A 20,325-nucleotide genomic window follows, 5' to 3' on the forward strand; every position below is an offset into this window, starting at 1 on the left:
GCAGTAAGGCAAACAAAATCAGAATCGTTCTCATTTCCCGAAATTATATTTGATTCCGATTGACATATAGGGAGAAGTCGAGAAATAATAATCATTATCCGTTGCAAACACTCCTTTCAAAGTTCGGTCGCTGTAAGAGGCGGGACGGTATATATTCAACCCAACCATAGCAGTCATGGATAATCCGGTTTTTCCGACCTTTACCTCGGGACGAAACCCAGTAACGATATATTGATGGGAAAATATGACATCTTTTCCGTTCTTTTCCAACAACGCCGCCTGTCCGTTCATTTCTAAGGCATACGATAGTTTAAACCAATCATTGAAACTATAACTTGCTGATACGTCTAAGCCTTCTACCAACTCCACGTTTACATCGAACTTCCCGTTAAGTTCCCAATTAAGGTACACAGCAGGGAACACCATCGGATAACCCAACGAACTGTTGATAGCCACACCGCCACCAATAGATAGATTGGGTTTCAGGTGGCGAATGAAGATAATTCCTCCGCTTCCAAGTACATGCTTGAACCTGATTTTAGAAAGATCGGCAGACGGAGCCAGTACCGCCACGCCCGCACTTGCCCGCATCGACCATCGGTCATTTAAGGGTCGCAAGTGATAAAGCCCCACTTGCAGGTTCATAATTTCGGAAACCATGTGATCCGTGAAATTTTTATTGTTTAACGAAGTGTAAGACCCGCCAAGGCCAATGCCCCAAGCAGTGGGACGATTGTTCTCGTTCAGCTTCACGGATAGGGGCATGTTGAATGCTCCCTGATAGACAACGGCGGAGCCTTTGGCATCGCCTATTTTCTCTCTCGGCTTTTCACCGGGAGGCAAAAAATAATAACCGGAACTTCCGAGATATTCGGTTTTGAACGATAATTGTTGCGCTTTCCCTTCGATACATAATAGGGTTCCCAATGCTGCTAAGAATAATGATACTAACTTCATGATTTTAAAATTTATACGTTTGTATTCGCTTATTTTTCAGCAAAAGAACGATGAATGAAGTAATACCAAAAGCCAATAACTATGGAGTTCAGAATCGGTAAAATGAAATGCAGAAAAAAGGGCATGGAATTTTCCACACCCTCGCATAAAAAGAAAAATATTAAATTGAAATTATCTCGGAATCCCGTCCGTCCATTTCAGAAAGTCGGAAACATATGGGTTATAGATGATGATATTCACCAAGAAACCCAATAAAGATAATAATGATTACTGCCACAATCGCTGCTATGGTTTCCTTGCTAATGCTCACATCCTTTGTCTTGATATAGCTTTTCAATGCTCTCCAGTTCATTATGATATGGAGTATTGATATAACCAAAAAGAAAATCCCCGTAAGAACATGAACACCGACAAAGAAATGTATAGCAAAACCTTCTTCGAGGTGTTCATAAATCTGAATCAGAACCCCCGTCATAACTAATATTGCCAGCGATAGAAATAGCCCGACAGATACAAATTTGCGTCGGTTAAATGCTTTCTTATTTGTTGTTTCCATGTTTTTTATTGATGATGCCATTTTGAATAGTTCCACTGCTTATTCCAAAATCCCGTCCATCCATTTCAGAAAGTCAGGAACGCGTACACGACTGACCAACACTTCATGTGGACAGACAGGCGAAAAAGTGAGTTTTAAACGGCTGTTAAAGTATTTTGCCACGTTTTCGATTGACTTTACATTGCCGATGCAGTTACGAGATACACGGAAGAACAAACGGCTGTCAAGTTGTTGTTCCAACTGGTCTAAGGTGTAATTGATGATATACCTTTTATTTCGGAATGTATGCAGGAACACGACTCCGTCCTCACTGTAAAAGTGGGCAATATCCGCCGTTTCTATATAATGATAATTGTCTCCTTTTGATATTAAGAAACGGTTTTTGTTTTTCACTGCCAATATCTGTTCAAAATTCTTAGGGTCGGTTTTGAGAGAATCAGTATGAAAGATATTTTCAAATTTGGTTAATGCCGACTCTAATTCTTTCTCATCGAAAGGTTTTAATAGGTAATCAATGCTGTTCAGCTTGAACGCCTTGATAGCATGCTCGTCATAAGCAGTGGTAAATATAACAGGCGTATTGACCTCTACATGGTTGAATATCTCGAAGCAATTACCATCGGCAAGACGGATGTCCAACAGAATCAGATCAACAGCAGAAGTTTTCAGAAATGCTATGGTGTCTATGACTGTTTTCGTCCGTTTCTCCAACGAATAATCGGGACGTAACTCTGTCATCATACGTTTCAGTTCTTCGTATGCAAATCGCTCATCTTCTACTATCAGGTACTTCATGGTTGTATATAGGGGATTTTTACAATAAACACTTGGGGAGTATGCTCAACAACTACATCTTTGGCATACAATTTATATTGCTTCGTTAGGTATTTCAGCCCAATTCCGCCTTTATCCACATCATTCGAGGGCTGAATATTGTTCTCAACTGTAATGTATTCACTTCCGATAATAACGTTTATATCCAATGGCATTTCTTCGGTAGCTACATTATGTTTGAATACATTTTCTATCAACAGTTGCAGGGTAAGCGGAATAATCATCTTCTTTTCACTGGCGCACGTTTTGTTTACCGTGAAAGCAAAAGAGTTCTCGAACCGCATTTTCATCAGGAATATATAGGATTCCAGCGCATCCAAATCTTCTTCAACAGAAACCATTGGTCGCCTATTCAGAGAAAGCACGTAGCGATAAGTCTTTGACAAGGCTTTGGTAAACTTATTCGCATTGTCCGGATTCATATAGATTAATGACGATAACACATTCAGCGAGTTAAACAGAAAATGCGGGTTTATTTGCGCCCTCAGCGTTTCATGCTCGAACAGCAATGCTTCACGTTTTGCTTTTTCGGAATCGGCAATGGCTTTTTGTTCGGACTGGAAGTAGTGGATCAGTTCGAATGCCAATAGAATAGGAATATTGTTTGTCATTCCAAATGCAAACTTGACAAGGAAAGAAGGCAGCCCATCTTTTGAAATAAGAAGTACATCGTATATCAGGTAATTGAAGATACCTAATACGAGCAGGCAGATTACGATTACCCCCACAAAGTCCGCTATAATGCGGAGTAATACGTTTTTGGAATAGGGTATATACTTATTCAGGAATAGTAATAATATGTAATCTGCGATACACATTATAAGGATTAATATATAATGAGATGACAGTTGGGTAAAAAAGTTATCCCCTACATCTTCTTTCATCAGAATCGCGCTAAAAAGCATTTGACACAAAGCATAAAGCAGTGTGGCAAACAGAAAAATAAACGCATGCTTAATATTTATCTTTTTAATCTGTATCATGAATCAAAAGTAGATTTTTTCGCTGGGGATTCAGGCAAATCTTCCGATTTTTCTGATGAACTTCATTATTTGGGGGATGAATTTAAGTTTTCATCATTTTCTCTTCTGATATTCGACCATTATAATACCGGAAGAATAGTTTTTACTTTCTATTAATTCCCATTTTGATTCTTTAGGTTGTTCGGGAAATAAGGAAATGCCTTGGCCGAGGATAGCCGGAATGTAGGCTATCTGCATTTCGTCCACCAAATCGGCTGCCAACAGCATAGAAACCAACTCGCCACCGCCAAACAGCCAAATATTTCCTCCCTGCTCGCTACGCATAGCAGTAATGCGTTCAATCACATTTTCCGTAATGAATTTAATGTTTTCTTTCTCTCCCCAATCATGTCGAGAAATCACATAGACTGCTTTGTCGGCATACGCGCCCATCGCGTCCATGTTCGACAATTCACGCCAAGAACGGCCTCCCATGATAATCGTATCAATCGAAGCCATAAATTCTTTATAGCCATAATTCATTTCTTCTGTAATGGGAAATTCCGAAAGCCATTCGATACCACCGTCTGGTTCGGCGATTCGCCCGTCAATAGATGCGGCGATGTAAAGGATAATCTTTTTCATGTTGATAATATTTGCGTTATTTACTCTTGTTATGCTCGCCGGAGTAACACGCAAAAAAGAAGCGTGGAACTCACACACTTCAATGTAGAGTCCTTATGTTTGTACTGGATTATAAAAAAAGCATAAATCACAAGATTCTTATATTTGGATTAGCAATTACAAACCATAAAAATTCAAGGACTTATGCTCACACAAAGAAAAGAACTAAATTTTGAAGGACAAAATATCTATGTAGGTATTGATGTTCATTTAAAGAGTTGGACGGTATCAATTTTCACAGAAACCATACAACACAAAAGATTTACACAACCACCCTGTCCTGAGACATTGGTCAATTATTTGGAAAGGAACTTTCCCGGAGCAAATTATTATTCTGCCTATGAAGCCGGATTCTGTGGCTTTTGGGTTCACTACAGTTTAACGGCAATGGGAGTAAATAACATTGTCGTAAATCCTGCTGATGTCCCTACTTCTCAAAAAGAGCAAATTTATAAAGATGACCCTGTTGACAGCCGAAAGATTGCCCGTTCGTTACAGTCCGGAATGTTAGAATGCATACATATACCAACTATGGAAACTTTGCAAGACCGTTCTTTGGTCAGAACAAGACATATGTTAGTTCGGGATATGGTTCGGATAAAGTTACGACTTAAATCATTCCTATACTTCTATGGGATACATTATCCGGAACAATTCTCTCATCCGGCAAAACATTGGTCAAGCGGATTTATGAATTGGCTGAAAAATGATGTTGTATTAGAATATGAATCAGGGAAGATGAGCCTGAACTCACTTATTCTGGAAGCAGAAGAAAAGCGCAGGAAGCTATTGGATATCACAAGAAGTATCCGGAAATTATTCCAGTCAGAAAAATATAAAAATCAAATGGATTTACTTTTAAGTATACCGGGTATCGGATTTATATCAGCCATTACTTTATTAACAGAGCTTGAAAATATTAATCGCTTTAGCAACACAGACCATTTAGCCGGATATGTAGGGCTTATTCCCATGAGTCATTCCTCAGGGGAAAAGGAAAATAAAGGGGAACTTAGTTTTCGTGGGAAGAAGATCTTGAAATCGACACTTATTGAAAGTGCCTGGATTGCGTCAAGGAAAGATCCGGCTCTGAATTTAAGTTATAACACATATGTAAAAAAGATGGAAGCCAACAAAGCTATTGTCCGCATCGCAAGAAAATTATTAAACCGGATTTATTTTGTTTTGAAAAATCAGAAGGCATATGTCCCTTGTACAGTTAAATAATTTCCATAGAAACAATCGATATACTAAATGACCGCAACCAGTGCCATGCAGCTATTGGAGTCTGCTACTACGAGAATGCGGCAATTTGTCTTGTAAGAACTGAAAAAGGAAATGTAGTAGTGAATAAAATCACGATCTACTGATAGGAGGTTGTTTTTATAGGATTCTTTTTTAGGTTTTCTTAGCCATAGGGTGATGCCTGTAACTATACAAAAAGAGGATAGCCGATTCGACCATCCTCCCGTATATTGTTACAGTGTAACACAGGAAGTTTATTGCTGGCAGGTTGCTCCTCAGCAGAGCCCGATTCCTCTTCAACTTCCTGAGATAAAGATAGCTGAATATGTTAAATTGAAAAAATAATCTGTGATTTATTTGGATTACAACATAGGAGGTACTGGTATACCCGAAAAGGAAGACGTGCAAGCCCACGCCATACTTTCGTATAGCATGAACATTGCGCCATAGTCTCCTTTTCTTGAAAATTACCAGTTTTCTACATTGAGACGTTCAGCGAACGTTATGTTATATCTAAACGGAATTAATCCGCTATTATTCTAAATTTCTGATGCAAAGGTAGTGATTCTACTGAAATAGTAGAAGTTTTAAAACCACATATTTATACCGCTATTGCATTCAGTATAATTGAGTGGGTTCTAACGAAAAAGATGTATGTAGGAATATCTTTGTAAATATTGGCAATATGGGGAACATTTCGTACCTTTACGCCATAATTAAGTCGCTCTTTGTTTTGTGCGTAATAGCAGCGGATATATGAAGTTCGCTCGTTTCTAAATCGTTACCTATTTAATGGTTATTTTCTTCAACTAATTCATTTTCAGCTCAAAAAAAAAGGCATAATGCCTTCCGCAATGGTATGTAACTCGCTTCTTAATCCCACAGGTTTCGGCAATTTCTTTCAGGTATTGATTTACTTTCTGATTGCTTAACATCGGGAACAATGTCTCCCTTTTTGAATCACTGTACTTTTCAATCAGTTTGGTAGGAATATCAAAAAGCCGGATATTACTCATTTCTTTGGTCTTCCACCTTTCAAACCTAATCCACTGATGGCCATCAACGGCTGTATGCAGATGTTTTTTTCTTAAATTCTTCACATCCACGAAAGCAATGCCCGTAAAAATCGCAAAAAGAAATAAATCCCTGACAAGTTCCAACCGCTCATAGGGAAGTTCTTGCTTCATGATAGATTTTACTTCATCCATTGTAAGAAATGTGCGATTGGTTTGTTTTAGCTTGATTTGGTATTCCTGAAACGGGTCATTCTTGATAATACCATTCTTTAGTGCCAATATGATAATCCGCTTAAAAAGTTGCATGAACTTAGCTGTACTGTTGTGATTGCAGCCGGAAACTGTTCTTAGATAAATTTCAAATTCACAGATAAACTGGTGGTTTACTTTGTATAAAGGGATATCTTCTATTCCTTTCGTCGATTGCAAGAAGTCAACCAAGTGTTTCCGGATGGCTTCATATTTCTGATAAGTAGCTTGTGAACGGGAGATATTTACCTGTTTACGAAAATTCTCGTTGTGAATGGAGAAATAGGAAATTAGATGCCGCTTACTGTAAGCAATTCCGGTATAAATATCTTTAATCATTTCAGGGGTTACGTCCCCATCGCATAATGACTGTTGAAAGTAAATCTGGTTAAGCCGGGCTTTGATTTGGTTCAATGTTTCATTGATAAAAACAGATTCACCTGTCTGCCCTCCAACTTTATGCTCTTTTACATTCCATAAATCTGGATGGCATTTCAACTGTGTATTGATGGTGCATTTTTCGCCATTAATCGTGATTCTCGCTATTATGGGAAAATTCTTATTTGCTGAACCGGACAACCGCTTCAAATAAAAAATAACAGAAAAAGTATGTCTCATGAGTTTGCTCTTTTATAGTTGTTTCTAAAAAAGGTGCAAACTTAAGCAAATGGTCATTACGATAAAGAAAGTCGAATTACTCTTTATTTGTAACTCTGGTCATTATCACTATTTTTGCATCATTATCACTCTTGGTGATAATGATGCAAGATACAACTGAAAGCATCTGATCATCAGTAAAATAACTTACTTTTCTCTCCGCAATAAGTCAACGTCAGCCTATGCATTGCCTTGTTAGCCACATAAAGCATACTCCGATCTATTTCCGAATTGAAATTCTTGTCGGTCATTTGCGGAATGATTACTTCTTCAAATTCCAATCCTTTTGCCATGTGAGCAGAGCTTATGATGATGCCTTGTACGAAAGCAGAACTTTGGTTTGAAAGGAAGTAAATATCCTCTGTGTATGCTTTTAGCTTATCGGCTATGATTTTTGTGCTTGCAATTCAGTCTTCAAACAACTCCAAGCGATTTGGACTGTTTGAAAGCTGTAATCAAATCAGCTATGCCGGATATCTCTGCATTCTCATTCTTGAATATCAAAACCTGTGTTTTTTCTACATGTCGAACGACTGGTTTCAGTTCTTCGTTTTCCCCAATTTATTTATATATCAGCAAGATTAGTATAAAATGCGATGTGATGATTATGTATCTTTGCATCGAAATAATATAATATGGATTCTAAACAACTCAGCAAACAAGAGTACACCACCCGAATAAACCGGGTAATGGACTACATAAGACTCAATTTAGATAAATCATTTGATCTTGCTACATTAGCAAGTGTCGCTTCTTTTTCTCCATACCATTTTCACAGAATATTCACGGCAATGGTGGGTGAAACCCCGAACAATTTTGTATCTCGCATTAAACTTGAGAAAGCAGCACAATTACTGCATAATAACCCTAAAGCATCGGTAAGTGAGGTTGCATTCACTTGCGGATTCGTTAACGTATCATCTTTCAGCAGGGCATTTAAAGGCTATTTTGGTCTGACTACCACTGAATTTCGCAATCAAGACAAAGCGATATATATTAAAAACGGAGTCAGATATAGCAAGGATTGCAAAGCAGTCAGCAAGATTGGCAAAAATATCCAGCAAGTTAATGAGCAATTTTGCAGTGTCGAATTTAATAAAATAATCATTATGGACACTAAAATTGAAATTAAACGAATGCCTGAGCTGAACCTGATTTATTGTCGTCACACAGGCGATTTCAAGAAGATCGGACAGGCTTACGAAAAACTTTTTAGCTGGGCAATTCCTCGCGAGTTGGTAAATCAAAACACTAAAACAGTTACCGTTTATCAAGATGATCCGGCTATCACAAGTATTGATAAAGTACGTCAGGATGCCTGTATTATTGTGGATGGCAATGTAAAAGTGGATGGCGAAATCGGGAAACTGAATATGCCAAGTTGTAGAGTATTGTAAGGATTAAATCGCGTTTAGCAGGTTGTTTGACAATTGAATTCTTCATGGATAAGTTAGCAAGATAGGAAAAGTCCTAAATCTATTTTCAACATACCTTTGCAGCAACAAATAAAAGAAATGAGTATGAAAAAATCAAAACGGGTTACATGCAACAACGAATATCGACCATAGAGGAATATCAGAAACAGATTAATATCATTGTGGAGTACATCAACAATCACTTGGATCAAACCATTGATTTGGCAAAATTAGCTGAAATAAGTCATTTTTCTCCCTATCATTTTCACCGCATTTCTCGTGCGTTTATGGGAGAACCTATCGGAACTTATATCGTCAGGGTTCGGCTGGAAACTGCTGCCCGTTTGATTCGATATACTGATATGTCTGTTGCTGAAATCGCCTACCGTGTTGGTTACGATGTTCCTGCGTCTTTTTCAAAAGCATTCAAACAACAATATGGTATTTCGCCAACAGAATACCGTACCAATAAAAATTTCATCATTATGAAAGCAGAAAAGAAAGATATACAATTGAAGATAAAAGCTCCCAAAATAGTAGAGATTGAAGCCAAACAGGCCATTTACATTAAACTCATAGGCGAATACGAAAGCCTCGACTTCTCCGGTTCATGGCAACGTTTGTGGCAATTCGTCAAAGAACATAAGCTCTTTACTGCCGGAATGGAACATATCGCCATTTATCACGATGACCCGAAAGTGACAGAAAGTAATAAACTCCGCACAGATATTTGCCTTGTAGTTAAAAAAGACGTAAAACCACAGGGCGAAATTGGAATAAAAGAAATCAAAGCGGGAAAATTTGCAGTGTTTCATTATCAGGGAGCATACAGTAATTTAGATGCCGTTTATGATACGATATATGCTCAATTGCTTCCCGAAAACAATTTGAAACTTCGGGACTATCATTGTTTCGAGAAATATTTGAATCACCCGGACAGAACAGAACCTGAAAAGTTGAAAACAGAAATCTATATTCCTGTAGAATAAGATAGTTAAAACAACAGGGAATAGAATTTATCAACTTTGTTAATATCCCCGGTTTTGCAGAAAAGCAAAATCGGGGATTTTCGTCTGCTATACTATTTGGCGTTAAATGCTCTCCTAAATACCTGAAAAGAGTTAGTGAAGAAAGGTCTAACCTTAATTATTCATATTCAAGAATGGAAGGAGTTAAAAGGAGTTATCAACTTTGCTCCTAAGAACCGTCATTGCAAGCTCTGCTTTTTGTGCAGGCACAAAAATATGATCGTGGTAGTAAGCAGCAACAACATTGGTACTGATATTATTTTCAGCAAGCTTAGCCGAAAAAGCTGCTGTTAATCCAACTGCGTCTAAACTTGAATGTACATTCAACGAGATAAGCTTGTAAACCGATTCGTAAGAGATTTCTTGGTCGTCAGCTTCTTTTTTCGACAAAATCAAAGTCATACCTTCTTTTTCATTAAAAACACCAATGGGGTTAAGTTGACTGATATTGTCCCATGAGATATCTGGGAACGTACAAAAAACAAAATCCCGCTCATCCAATACGGGCTCCATACTGGATAGTAATATATCTAAATCTTTAATTCCTGCCATAATACAAACCTTATTTACAGTGTGTGGATATTTTTGTTCCCAATAATTTCGATTAAAGATTCGGCATGCTCAGCTATATAGACTGAAACAGCTCTGCGTTTCAATACATAGACAACAAGAAAATTACAAATCTACTACTGTAATACCTGCACCTCCAAATTGTACATGCTCGTCGGCAAAGTGTCGTATTCCGGAAACAGATTGCAAGTATTGACGAATTATAGAACGTAATGCGCCTGTGCCTGTTCCGTGCAATATTCTAACACGGTTCATACCTACCAGTATAGCATCATCAATAAAATAGGTAACTGCCTGCAATGCTTCATCACCACGCATTCCACGTACATCAATATCCTGTTTAAAGTTCAGTTTTTTGTCGTACATATTATCATGTGTCTGGGTGCTAACAAATGTACTTTTTGTATCTATTGCTTTGGCCTTAGTATTGGAAGTAGTACGTTCCAAACGATCTAACTTAACAGTCGATTTAATCATTCCAAAAGCTACTACAGCAGTTTTATCACTAATTTCAAGTACCTCGCCAACAGAACCCTGACCTTTCAGTTTTACTTGTGTACCCACAACAATCGGTTCTTCTTTGCGAACAACAGGTTTAGGCACATCGGTGTTTTGCGATTTGTTTTTCTTTTCTTTTCTCCTTTCCTGTTTCTCTTTCAGTTTCTCCATCTTGCGAGCAATCTTGTCGGCCTGCTCATTAGCTGCAAGGTCTTCCATCGATTGACGAAAATCGGCCAACTCCTGTCGTGCCTGACGAGTCTTTTCTTTTTCGGCCTGAGCTTCTTTAATGGAGCGAATGGTGTTTTCAATCTTCGCATTCGACTCCTGCAACAACCTTTCTGCATCTTCTTTTGCCTTACGGATAATCTCTTTACGCGATTTGTCTAACTCCTGCATCTCCGTTTCGTAGCGAGCTATGGTTTCTTCCATCTTCTTCTCGCGCTGACGGATGGTTTGGCGTTTGCTCTCCCAATAACGTTTATCGCGAACAATATCCTGTAGGTATTTATCAGCATTAATGTACTCACTTCCTACAATCTCCGAGGCATCGGCTATTACATCTTCGGGCAATCCAATCTTTCGGGCAATCTCTACGGCAAAGGAGCTTCCGGGATTTCCTATTTGTAACTGGAAGAGTGGCTGCATCAGATGCCGGTCGTACAACATGGCTCCGTTTACAATACCTTCGTGATCTTCGGCGTAATGTTTCAGGTTTTGGTAATGTGTGGTGATTACTCCAAAAGTACGCTTCTCGTTGTAACGCTTCAATACAGCTTCGGCAATGGCACCACCTATCTGAGGTTCAGTACCTCCCCCAAATTCATCAATCAAAATAAGGCTATGTTCGTTACTATTCCTCATCATAGCCTTCATATTGGTGAGGTGTGATGAATATGTACTCAAATCATCCTCGATAGATTGCTCGTCGCCAATATCTATAAAGATGCTTTTAAAAATTCCGGCATGGCTACGTTCGTGCAAAGGTATCAGCATACCACATTGCAACATGTATTGCAGCAGTCCCACAGTTTTAAGACATACGGATTTTCCGCCCGCATTAGGGCCGGAAATAAGAAGTATGCGCTGCCCTGCGTGCAATTCAATATCAAGTGGAACAACCTTTTTACCGTGTTTTCCCAGCGATATCTGTAACAAAGGATGCACAGCCATAGTCCAATCCAGCAATTGGCGGTTCTCCAATATGGGTTGGATACTATTGGTTTGTATAGCAAAATAAGCTTTTGAACGAATAAAATCAATCTCTGCCAGAAACTCGTACGACTGTAAAATATCGGGTATCGAAGGGCGTACCGTATCAGAGAATACAACAAGGATACGGATAATTTCACGACGTTCTTCGGCTTCAAGCTCGCGAATACGGTTATTGGCTTCTACTACTTCGGCCGGTTCAATGAAAACCGTTTTCCCGCTGGCCGACTCATCGTGTACAATTCCTTTTATCTTTCGTTTCAATCCCGGAGCAACAGGAATCACCAATCGTCCGTCTCGCATAGTTGGGGTTACATCTTTATCAACATAACCTTCGGACTGTGCATTGCGTAAGATACTGTTCAGCGAACGCGAAATACTATTCATGGTATTCATCAGCTCACGACGAATACGCAACAGTTCGGCTGATGCGTTATCTTTTATCTTGCCATACTTATCAAGTATCTGATCTATCTTAGTGATTAGTTGTGGAAATACTGCGATGTCTCCTGCCAATTTCCGTAGATTGGGATAAGGGTCTTCCTCTTCTTCGTTTTTCTGCAGGAAGCGTACTATATCCCTGATTGTTTCGAGTGACCGCCGAAGATCAAACAGTTCTTGTTCATCGAGATACATTCCTTCTACACGTACTCGCTTTAGTGAGGGACGTACATCAAAGAAATATTGATCAGGAAATTTATCTTCTTCTTGAATAATGCGTACGAACTCGGTTATCTGATTCAGTTGTTCTTGTATGTCTTCAAACTTATCAGAATAGGTCATTCCATCTACACGCTCTTTGCCGAGGGTACTGAGACACTTGTCTTTCAACAGTTGGCGAATCTGGTCGAAACCTATTTTTTGCTCAAAATTATGAGGGTAAATCATGTTTGTTATTCTTGTTAGAAATGCAAAAATACAATTTTTTTGTGATTTTTTTAGCAAATCATTTGCAGAATTAAAAATAACTCGTACCTTTGCAACGCTTTTAGAGAAAAGCACTTCTAAAAAGAGGTTCTGGAGAGATGGCAGAGTGGTCGAATGCGGCGGTCTTGAAAACCGTTGTACTGCAAGGTACCGGGGGTTCGAATCCCTCTCTCTCCGCAAGCAAGGCTGATAATCAGCTAATTACAAAATTAACACCCAGTTTTACACCCAGAAATGTAAAATTGGGTGTTTTTTATAAATACTCCCCAAAATCATTTGTTCGTTCAGGGTTATCTTTAATAATCCACCTTTTGAAAGCTGTAAAACTTGAAGAAGAGTTCAAATGAGCTATTATCAGGGATTTGCATCTGGCTTTTTCTTCTTCAACTCCATCGAATGTTTCATAATAGTCAAACAGTAAGCCTTGAAAAATCTTTATTTCTTTAAGTAGAGACGTTCGTATATTGAATGATTCAATAGTCTTTAGTTCTGTTGTACCATTATAGACGGCTAAGAGCAAATCCTTAGTATTATTTGCCTTATCAGAAGGACGTAATACTTCTAACTTAACTTTTTCTTTAGGAAACGGATTAATGTAGTAATGAATCGCTTCTTCTACATTATCATCTATATCAGTACAGTTAAGCAGATTATTGTGAATTGCTAATTTAGTATTGTTGCAATGACCACATGACCAAAACAGATTATTCCAATCAAATTTTAAATCTTGATTGCCTTGGTGAGGGACAAAGTGTTCTACATTAATTGTATGGGGAGCTTTTGACTCACATATATAGCACTTATTCTTGAAATCACTTTTTAACCTTCGCAATGTTTCAGGAGTTTTATAGTCTCCATTAGCTTTTCCTTTTTCAATGATTAAACAAGCAGGAGCTGGTTGGCTTTTTTCGAAATATACCATGTTACTTATTGATGTTGTCTAACTCAATTTGTTGCAATTTAACAATTAATTCATCTGAATTGAATTTGGATATGTTATTGGTAAAATAACTACGTAATTCTTGTTTTTCATTATTTTCAATATCGCTAAGTTCTTCTTTTGACATTAATAGTTCGTATTTGTGCAGCTTGTCTTTTAAGTCTATGGAGTACTTGTCTGAATTGAAGTAGCTTTCGATTAGTGCTTCATATGAATAGCCAGTTAAATCCTCTGTTATTATCTTGCTCTCAAGGTCGCAAATAACTGCATCAGAGATGGAAGATAAGATGAAAGGAGAATGAGTTGTTACTATGAATTGAATCTTTGGAAAAAAACTCGTTAAAAATGGAAGTACTTTTTTTTGTAGATCAACATGTAAGTGAGTTTCTATTTCGTCAATCAAAACGACTCCTTCGATCTCGTAATTTTTCGAATTTAAGGCTTCCATCCTTAATATCAACTCCGTTATAATACTAATAATAGCAGAATATCCGTCAGATAGTTGATTTAGGGTATAAGGAATTTTGGAATCTTCGTTTATTGTGAAATTGTAATTCTTCCTATCAAATATCAGTTTCAATGTGGGTGCATCAAATATATATCTAAGTTTTTCCTCAAAAAAATGGAACCAATTATCAATTGTTTTGACTGTTTCATTGTCGCCATCATCGCGAGCAAAAGATCTTTCCGCTTTCAAATTAACAATATATTGAATAAAAAACTGATTGGCATGTTCTTCGCTTTTATAACTCTTTTTTAATTCAATTTTTGAAATTCCTTTAGGAGTTGTTAAAACGGAGTTTCTTTTAGCATCAAAAAGGGCTAATGTGAAATTGTTGCTATCTAATGCATTATGAAGGATTTTTTTATCAGAGAAAGAAATATCAATTTTTTCAAAAGGTGATAAGAATCGTTCTGTTTGAATAATGGCTTCCTTGTATATTTTTATATCTTTATCTCTGTTGACTGTATCTACAGGAGAATTTTCTAACCGATCAAGTTCTTTTTTGCAATTAATTTGTCTTTCTATATTCTCATCATATTTCTGATAACCATTGAATATATACAATTCTAGAACCCTGTTAATATCATTAATAAGGCTGGTTTTTCCGCTTCCGTTTTTACCAGTTATTATTAAGTGTTTCTTTTCATTATCTGATAAAGGGATAGTAAAGTCCTTTAGGTTTCGAGACTCTCCAACCGTGATATTAGTTATGAATACATTTGGCATGACCTCTAAATTTTATGATTTTGTAATAATAAATTTTCCTATTGCTTTATTTCTTCTAAAATATGTGTAACAAATGTAGTAAATTTCTGATAACCAGCCCAACTTACCATCTAAAACCTGTACTTTTATTTACTTCTGGCTTCTGCCTTGGTTTTATTCCTATTGTTGCCTGAAACTCCTTGTACTTCTGCCTGAACCAACTTGTATCACCAACTCCGTCAATTGTCAACCGGAGTTTGTCCGGTTCGTTTGCTGACAGTTTAATTTCAGCAACGGAATGCTCCGTTTCAAAATGCCTTTGATATTCAGATGAGTAGAGTTTTCCTTTGAATCCAACCGGTTTCATCTCCAGTATTGCCTTTGTTAGGCTTTCACTGAATCCCAGATGTCGGCAAAGGTTTTCTATACGAAGCAATTCTTTTATCTTTGGGAACAGGGAATAAATCTTGTCCAGTTCTTGACGGAGCCTGTCTATAACTTTGGTCTGCTCCTTCTCTTTGGTTTGGATTTGTTCTTTCAGAGTGTTGATTTCTGTGTGCAATCCGGCATTTTTAGATTTCAGCACCTCTATTACTTGTTGCTGCCGTTTTACTTTAGATGTGCCAATCATGGAGCCTATACCGTCCATGATATTGGAGCCAACATCGGCAACTTTGCTTTTGAGTTCTTCGGTTTTCAGTTGCCCCTTTACCTGATTTAGATTTTCTTCTGTCTTTTTCAGTTCCGATTCTTTCTGCTGTTTGAGTTCCTCTGCCTGAATGGATTTTTTCTTGGCTTCCAGTTCCTGTCGCTTGAATTCTTCTATGCTTTGTCGCTTGGCTTCTTCTGCAGCAAACAGTAAATCAATGTTGGTCTGTAAGTCTTTAGTTTCCATTGCGAGATTTCTATGGTATTCCGTTGCGGCAATATGCCGGGCTTCCGAACCTTTTACTCCTCGTTCCAAACCGTATTTTTGCATGGCTTCGGCATAAGTGTCCTGATATTCCGTCAATTTATTTCTTGCCATTACATCGTCGGCACACAATCGAGGTTTATTCGGGTCTTTCTTTTTGTATTGGCGTTTGGGTGTTTGTTCCGGTTGTTTCTTATTCGATATCTTTTTCCTGCGCTCACCTCTGACAATCGGTACTATAGAAGCATGAATATGCGGAGTAGTCTCGTCCATGTGCAAAGTAGCAGCGACCAGATTTTCTTCCCCGAATGTTTTCTTTAGATAATCCATACTATCCTTGCACCATTCGTCCAGCTTGCCTTCATTCTGTATCCGGGACATATCTTCCTGTGTCCCGGTCAGCATTATCCGTATTACCTGAACCTGATTCTTTCCTATTTGCCGTCCAAGTCCAGCAGTTTTCAATCGGTGTTGGATTGCTTCCGTCCGATCTTTTACTCCATCAGGAAACTCAATTAAATTTTTATTCAAATGTGTCCGTGTCGGATCGACATTCGGATGTATTATGTTTCGCTCGATGTGGTCTGTCATGGCAGCTTCATTTCCGGGCGATTTATCTAAATGGAGAACTACGTATCCCATAATTTTACATTTTATAGATTTGAAAATTTGTTCAAAATGAATCCAGTCCACCCGCCGGATTTATTTCGGCAGGTGGCAGATTCATCATTAAATAGTCGCTTTCGGCGACTGCGGTCGAAAGACCGCCAAGGGAGATTCCAAAAGGGGAAAACCTTTGGCTTATTGGGAATTTTTTAGCGAAGGGCATCGAAGCGTTAAGAAAATTCCCTAATAAGCTATGGCTTTTTTGAAAAGCCTCTGGGGTAGCTGCGGCAGGTTACATTTTCAGGCCTCTGCCTGGCTTCTTTATCACGGCTTGTTTTGGAGCCGGACGGTTGCACAAATACTCGTTCAAGTCTTTATGTTCGGAATAAAAAAATGATTGATCGTTGATATTATTGCAACTCTTTTTCAGTTCCTGAACTGCTCGTTTCCCCGCTTCGTCATTGTCGAGAAAGGTAGCAACACTCCGATAAGATGAAAGGGTGTTTCTAATTTTAGGAAGATTCGTCAACGAGTTTAAAACTATTACGTCCGCAGGGGAATGTTGCCAATTTTTTATTGTCAAGAAAGAAAGGTAATCCATAAAGCCTTCGAATAATTGGCAGGTGTCATGCCCAGCAGTTACGGATGTGACGTTTTTGGATGTACAGCCCTTGAAATACTTGTTGCGCAACTCATACCCTCCACTGTCGTTTTTGTAACCAATGGCAAAGTAGGGTTTGCCGTTTACTTCGGAATATACTTCGGAACAATTCTGCTTGGCAATCTCAATGTTTATTTTCCTCTCATTCAGGTAGCCGAGTAAAGCCGGATTACCAAGAGAAGCAACATTCAGAATATTTATCGCATGTTCCTGTTTCGCTGGAATATTTATATTCCCGTGAAAAGAGAAAGATTCGGGCAATAATTCTTTTCGTTCCAGTATGCGGATGGCATCTGTGAGCGGGCAATTTTCCAACCTCATAAAAAGGTCTATCATTGTCCCGCCTTCGTTCGTGCCATAGTCAATCCACAGGTTTTTATTGTAATCCACTTTCATACTGGCGTTACGGTCATCCCTGAATGGGGAGTGATACATACCGTAATAGCCGTTTTCTTTTGCAGGATAAATGCCTTTTTCGGCAAGATATTGTCTGATTGACAATTTATTTAATTCACTAATACTCATTTGATTGATTTTTAAAGGTTTGTTTTTTCTTTCACGGGAATAGTTTAGAATGGTTTGTTATATATATGCCCGAACTAAACTAAACTCGTGAACGAATGATTAATAATAGAAATCCCGGTTGTAATGGTAAAGTTTGTCATCGTCCTGAATGACCATCCGTTTGTTAGTAAGGAACTGTTTCAGTTTCTTGGCTTTGTTTGTTCCGCACTCACAACCAACGGTGGCATAACACGAGCGCAAGCGTTCGATCAGGCTTCCATACGAAAGTCTCTCTCCAATGGAAAATACATCTTCCAACGCTTCCCTATGTTTTTCTTCGGACACTTCTTTGTAGTCGAATCCTTTCTTTTTCATGGGTTGTTGTGGTTGGTAATTCTCCACAGGTTCAGGCAAGCTGTCTTCATTGATACGGAAGGCGAACGGTTCAAAATCACGGTCACGGATGAACATAGAAGATACAGAACTAATATCTTTATCAAATTCGTCTTTAGTAACTTGTAAGACTGTTTCCGCTTTATTGTTCAATTCCGTTCCCAAATGGCCACGGGTGTTATCATCCCCTTTGTTCAAGTGTAAAACCGTATGGATATGAATTTGCCGTTCATCCGTCCATTGCATCAGCTTTGTAATCAAATTGGTCGATTCACTGGGACTATTGATGTCGTAAACTAAATCCCGGATTCCGTCAATGATTACCAGACCTAAATCAGGAATATTACAGATAGCATATTCGATAATGGAAAGACGTGTTTTCGGATCGCTCCCACGCAGACAGAGGAATTCCAATGTTTCGGGCTGTTTATCGGTCGGCAATCCCGCCAATGAAAGGATGCGTTTTAATACCCTTTGGCAATGGAACGGACTTTGTTCGGTATCCACATACAGGATTCTACGTTTATTAGTAGGAAAACTGGAGCGATAACTTAAAACCGTGCCATTGGTCAGAGCCGAAGCAACAATCGCACAGACATTGAATGTCTTCTTGCTTTTGGCTTTTCCTGTGGATGCACTGAAATTACCGAGTGTTCCGATTATCGAATCATCGATACGTAGTACAACAGGCGGTTGCAGGAATTGGTCAGTAACCGATAGCCGGGATTTAACCATAATTCCGGCACATTAGGTTCCGCATTTGTTTTTACCGGGGCTTCCATTACTTGCGCCCTCCCGTCTTATGTCCTGCCAGTTCAAGGGCTAGTTCAGCATCGACAATGATTTTCCTGCCTATCTGTGTGATGGCTTTAGCAATCTTTCCGCTTTGCTTGATGCGATTGGCGGTCGGTATACTACACCCGAATAAGCGTGCGATTCCCGCAATACCATACACATACCTTTTGGCCGTGTCAATTACAGGCGATACGGTTTGTTCCTTTACTCCTTCGTTTTGCAACAGGCAAAGCAGTTCTTCTCCTGTCATTTGCCAGATTGGCTTTTCTTTCAATTCAGATACTTTCATAACATCTCAATATTAAAATTTAGCAATGACCAATAGCCGGCCGGTCTATCAATCATTTGATGCTGCGAAGGTAAACTGAACTTTAGGGGTGCGTAGGGAATCGTAGCGCATCAGAAACTGACACACTGATAGTTAAAGAAATACGATAAGCCTTTGTGATACGATTTCGTAGTACGGTCGTAGTAGAGGAATTAAAATGGATAGTCATAAAATACCACCTTGTGTTTGTTGACAAGGGGTTCACGTCGTTTCCGCTCGAAGTTTTGACCGATTTCAGTATGATAGCGGAATTCGAAAAAGGTTTTGATTTCAGTGTCTTTATTGGGTAAGAAATAATTATTCTCGACCAGTCCGATTAAGAATATAACCAATCTTTGTATATCGGGTCTTTTATTTTTGTGAACGGAAATCCAATGCAGATTTTCATTCAGGTAGTTGTCTTTGATTAGCCGTTGTTCCAATGTCTGTAATTTTTCATACATCTTGGTTCGGAAAATCGTATCGGGTTCTATTGTTTGGGTTTCTTCCGATATAGTTTTTTCGAGTTCTTCGGATTCGGGTTCAGAAATAGGGACGTTTTCTTTTTCAATAGGTAAATAATTATCCAATACATTCAAATAGAAATTAATCAATTCAGTAATATCAGAAAATATGTTTTTCCGATATTGCATAACATATTCACGCTTATCATTATAGATTTTATCAAACATTTTTTCTTCTATTGACATTCTCTTTATTTCAGATTCGAGTTCTTTGTCAATTTGCATATAACGCTCGTATTCTTTTTCATTTCTTCCATACCAAGCAGAATCAGCGTAATTACTATTTTTTCTTTGCTTTATTTTTAATGTTTCAACTTCTTCATGATACTTGCTGCATTCCTCTTTTTCTAATAATGTTTCTTGATAACAAATTGAGTAAGTATTGATTTTTTCGAATAGATTCTGGTTGTTATTGTAAATGTTAATAATTTCAGACAACGATTTTTTTAGACCAGAAACCATTTTTGTAGTTTCAATAATTTCTATAATGGATGTATTGTTTTTAGTTTTATCCTTACATTCAGCAAATATTTTGTGTATGTTTTTCTGGTTTTCAAAAGAAAATTTCTGAGATACAACAATCTTATATATCTCCAAAAGCTGTTCTGTATTATCTATGAAAGATAGGTATTCCTTACTCATTGAATTAAGATTATTCTAAT

Annotated in this window: 19 protein-coding genes, 1 tRNA gene and 1 pseudogene; 4 read left to right on the top strand and 17 right to left on the bottom strand. The window is 38.2% G+C overall.

Features of this window, described 5'->3' with window-relative positions; all coding sequences use genetic code 11:
• Positions 1-30 precede the first annotated feature (30 nt).
• From D0T85_RS01050 to D0T85_RS01070, 5 genes are all read right to left on the bottom strand, one after another.
• Complete coding sequence (locus tag D0T85_RS01050) at positions 31-957, bottom strand: DUF6268 family outer membrane beta-barrel protein (RefSeq protein ID WP_163209352.1); 927 nt, start codon at positions 955-957, stop codon at positions 31-33.
• 220 nt (positions 958-1,177) lie between these two features.
• Positions 1,178-1,513, bottom strand: a complete 336-nt coding sequence (locus tag D0T85_RS01055; protein ID WP_163209354.1) for a DUF4405 domain-containing protein — start codon at positions 1,511-1,513, stop codon at positions 1,178-1,180.
• Positions 1,514-1,552: 39 nt separating this feature from the next.
• On the bottom strand, positions 1,553-2,308 hold the full coding sequence (locus D0T85_RS01060) for a LytTR family DNA-binding domain-containing protein (protein WP_163209356.1): 756 nt from the start codon (positions 2,306-2,308) through the stop codon (positions 1,553-1,555).
• A complete protein-coding gene (locus D0T85_RS01065) occupies positions 2,305-3,330 on the bottom strand; it encodes a sensor histidine kinase (RefSeq protein WP_203558390.1) in 1,026 nt (341 codons plus the stop codon). Before D0T85_RS01065 ends, D0T85_RS01060 begins: the two co-directional genes overlap by 4 nt.
• A gap of 93 nt (positions 3,331-3,423) precedes the next feature.
• On the bottom strand, positions 3,424-3,954 hold the full coding sequence (locus D0T85_RS01070; protein WP_163209358.1) for a dihydrofolate reductase family protein: 531 nt from the start codon (positions 3,952-3,954) through the stop codon (positions 3,424-3,426).
• Positions 3,955-4,137: 183 nt separating this feature from the next.
• On the opposite strand from D0T85_RS01070, the gene D0T85_RS01075 reads away from it, so the two are divergent.
• Entirely contained in the window at positions 4,138-5,220 is a 1,083-nt protein-coding gene (locus D0T85_RS01075; RefSeq protein ID WP_163209360.1) for an IS110 family transposase, read from the top strand.
• A gap of 827 nt (positions 5,221-6,047) precedes the next feature.
• On the opposite strand, the gene D0T85_RS01080 is transcribed toward D0T85_RS01075, so the two are convergent.
• Together D0T85_RS01080 and D0T85_RS23130 are read right to left on the bottom strand one after the other, a co-directional pair.
• Positions 6,048-7,121, bottom strand: coding sequence for a site-specific integrase (locus D0T85_RS01080; protein WP_163209362.1), 1,074 nt, complete (start codon positions 7,119-7,121; stop codon positions 6,048-6,050).
• 173 nt (positions 7,122-7,294) lie between these two features.
• A pseudogene (locus tag D0T85_RS23130) lies at positions 7,295-7,721 on the bottom strand (3'-5' exonuclease); the annotation flags it as partial.
• 74 nt (positions 7,722-7,795) lie between these two features.
• On the opposite strand from D0T85_RS23130, the gene D0T85_RS01090 reads away from it, so the two are divergent.
• Together D0T85_RS01090 and D0T85_RS01095 are read left to right on the top strand one after the other, a co-directional pair.
• Entirely contained in the window at positions 7,796-8,557 is a 762-nt protein-coding gene (locus tag D0T85_RS01090; protein WP_163209364.1) for a GyrI-like domain-containing protein, read from the top strand.
• A 146-nt stretch (positions 8,558-8,703) separates the two neighbouring features.
• Positions 8,704-9,564: a GyrI-like domain-containing protein gene (locus tag D0T85_RS01095; RefSeq protein WP_163209367.1), complete on the top strand. Its 861-nt coding sequence runs from the start codon at positions 8,704-8,706 to the stop codon at positions 9,562-9,564.
• 183 nt (positions 9,565-9,747) lie between these two features.
• On the opposite strand, the gene D0T85_RS01100 is transcribed toward D0T85_RS01095, so the two are convergent.
• Complete coding sequence (locus D0T85_RS01100; RefSeq protein WP_163209369.1) at positions 9,748-10,155, bottom strand: ACT domain-containing protein; 408 nt, start codon at positions 10,153-10,155, stop codon at positions 9,748-9,750.
• Between the two features lie 123 nt (positions 10,156-10,278).
• Entirely contained in the window at positions 10,279-12,771 is a 2,493-nt protein-coding gene (locus tag D0T85_RS01105) for an endonuclease MutS2 (RefSeq protein ID WP_163209371.1), read from the bottom strand.
• A 131-nt stretch (positions 12,772-12,902) separates the two neighbouring features.
• Here D0T85_RS01105 and D0T85_RS01110 point away from each other — a divergent pair.
• Positions 12,903-12,987: transfer RNA gene (locus D0T85_RS01110), tRNA-Ser, on the top strand.
• 76 nt (positions 12,988-13,063) lie between these two features.
• Here the strand turns inward: D0T85_RS01110 and D0T85_RS22445 are convergent.
• The 8 genes from D0T85_RS22445 to D0T85_RS01150 all read right to left on the bottom strand — a co-directional run bounded on the left by D0T85_RS22445 (position 13,064) and on the right by D0T85_RS01150 (position 20,305).
• The gene (locus D0T85_RS22445; protein ID WP_203558391.1) at positions 13,064-13,732 is read right to left on the bottom strand and encodes an HNH endonuclease; all 669 of its coding nucleotides are present in this window, start codon (positions 13,730-13,732) and stop codon (positions 13,064-13,066) included.
• A 1-nt stretch (position 13,733) separates the two neighbouring features.
• The gene (locus tag D0T85_RS01120; RefSeq protein WP_163209373.1) at positions 13,734-14,981 is read right to left on the bottom strand and encodes an AAA family ATPase; all 1,248 of its coding nucleotides are present in this window, start codon (positions 14,979-14,981) and stop codon (positions 13,734-13,736) included.
• 103 nt (positions 14,982-15,084) lie between these two features.
• A complete protein-coding gene (gene mobV, locus D0T85_RS01125) occupies positions 15,085-16,515 on the bottom strand; it encodes a MobV family relaxase (protein ID WP_163209375.1) in 1,431 nt (476 codons plus the stop codon).
• 31 nt (positions 16,516-16,546) lie between these two features.
• Positions 16,547-16,702: a hypothetical protein gene (locus D0T85_RS01130; protein ID WP_163209377.1), complete on the bottom strand. Its 156-nt coding sequence runs from the start codon at positions 16,700-16,702 to the stop codon at positions 16,547-16,549.
• A gap of 69 nt (positions 16,703-16,771) precedes the next feature.
• Positions 16,772-17,665 (bottom strand): toprim domain-containing protein, encoded by an 894-nt coding sequence (locus D0T85_RS01135; RefSeq protein WP_163209379.1) that lies wholly within the window; start codon positions 17,663-17,665, stop codon positions 16,772-16,774.
• A 99-nt stretch (positions 17,666-17,764) separates the two neighbouring features.
• Positions 17,765-18,772 carry an AAA family ATPase gene (locus tag D0T85_RS01140; protein WP_163209381.1) on the bottom strand — a complete coding sequence of 336 codons (1,008 nt, stop codon included), beginning with the start codon at positions 18,770-18,772 and terminating at the stop codon, positions 17,765-17,767.
• Between the two features lie 46 nt (positions 18,773-18,818).
• Positions 18,819-19,121, bottom strand: a complete 303-nt coding sequence (locus D0T85_RS01145) for a DUF3853 family protein (protein WP_163209383.1) — start codon at positions 19,119-19,121, stop codon at positions 18,819-18,821.
• A gap of 191 nt (positions 19,122-19,312) precedes the next feature.
• Positions 19,313-20,305, bottom strand: a complete 993-nt coding sequence (locus tag D0T85_RS01150) for a hypothetical protein (RefSeq protein WP_163209385.1) — start codon at positions 20,303-20,305, stop codon at positions 19,313-19,315.
• Between the last annotated feature and the right edge of the window lie 20 nt (positions 20,306-20,325).

Origin of the sequence: Bacteroides sp. 519 (assembly GCF_010500955.1) — a bacterium.
Lineage (GTDB): Bacteria > Bacteroidota > Bacteroidia > Bacteroidales > Bacteroidaceae > Bacteroides.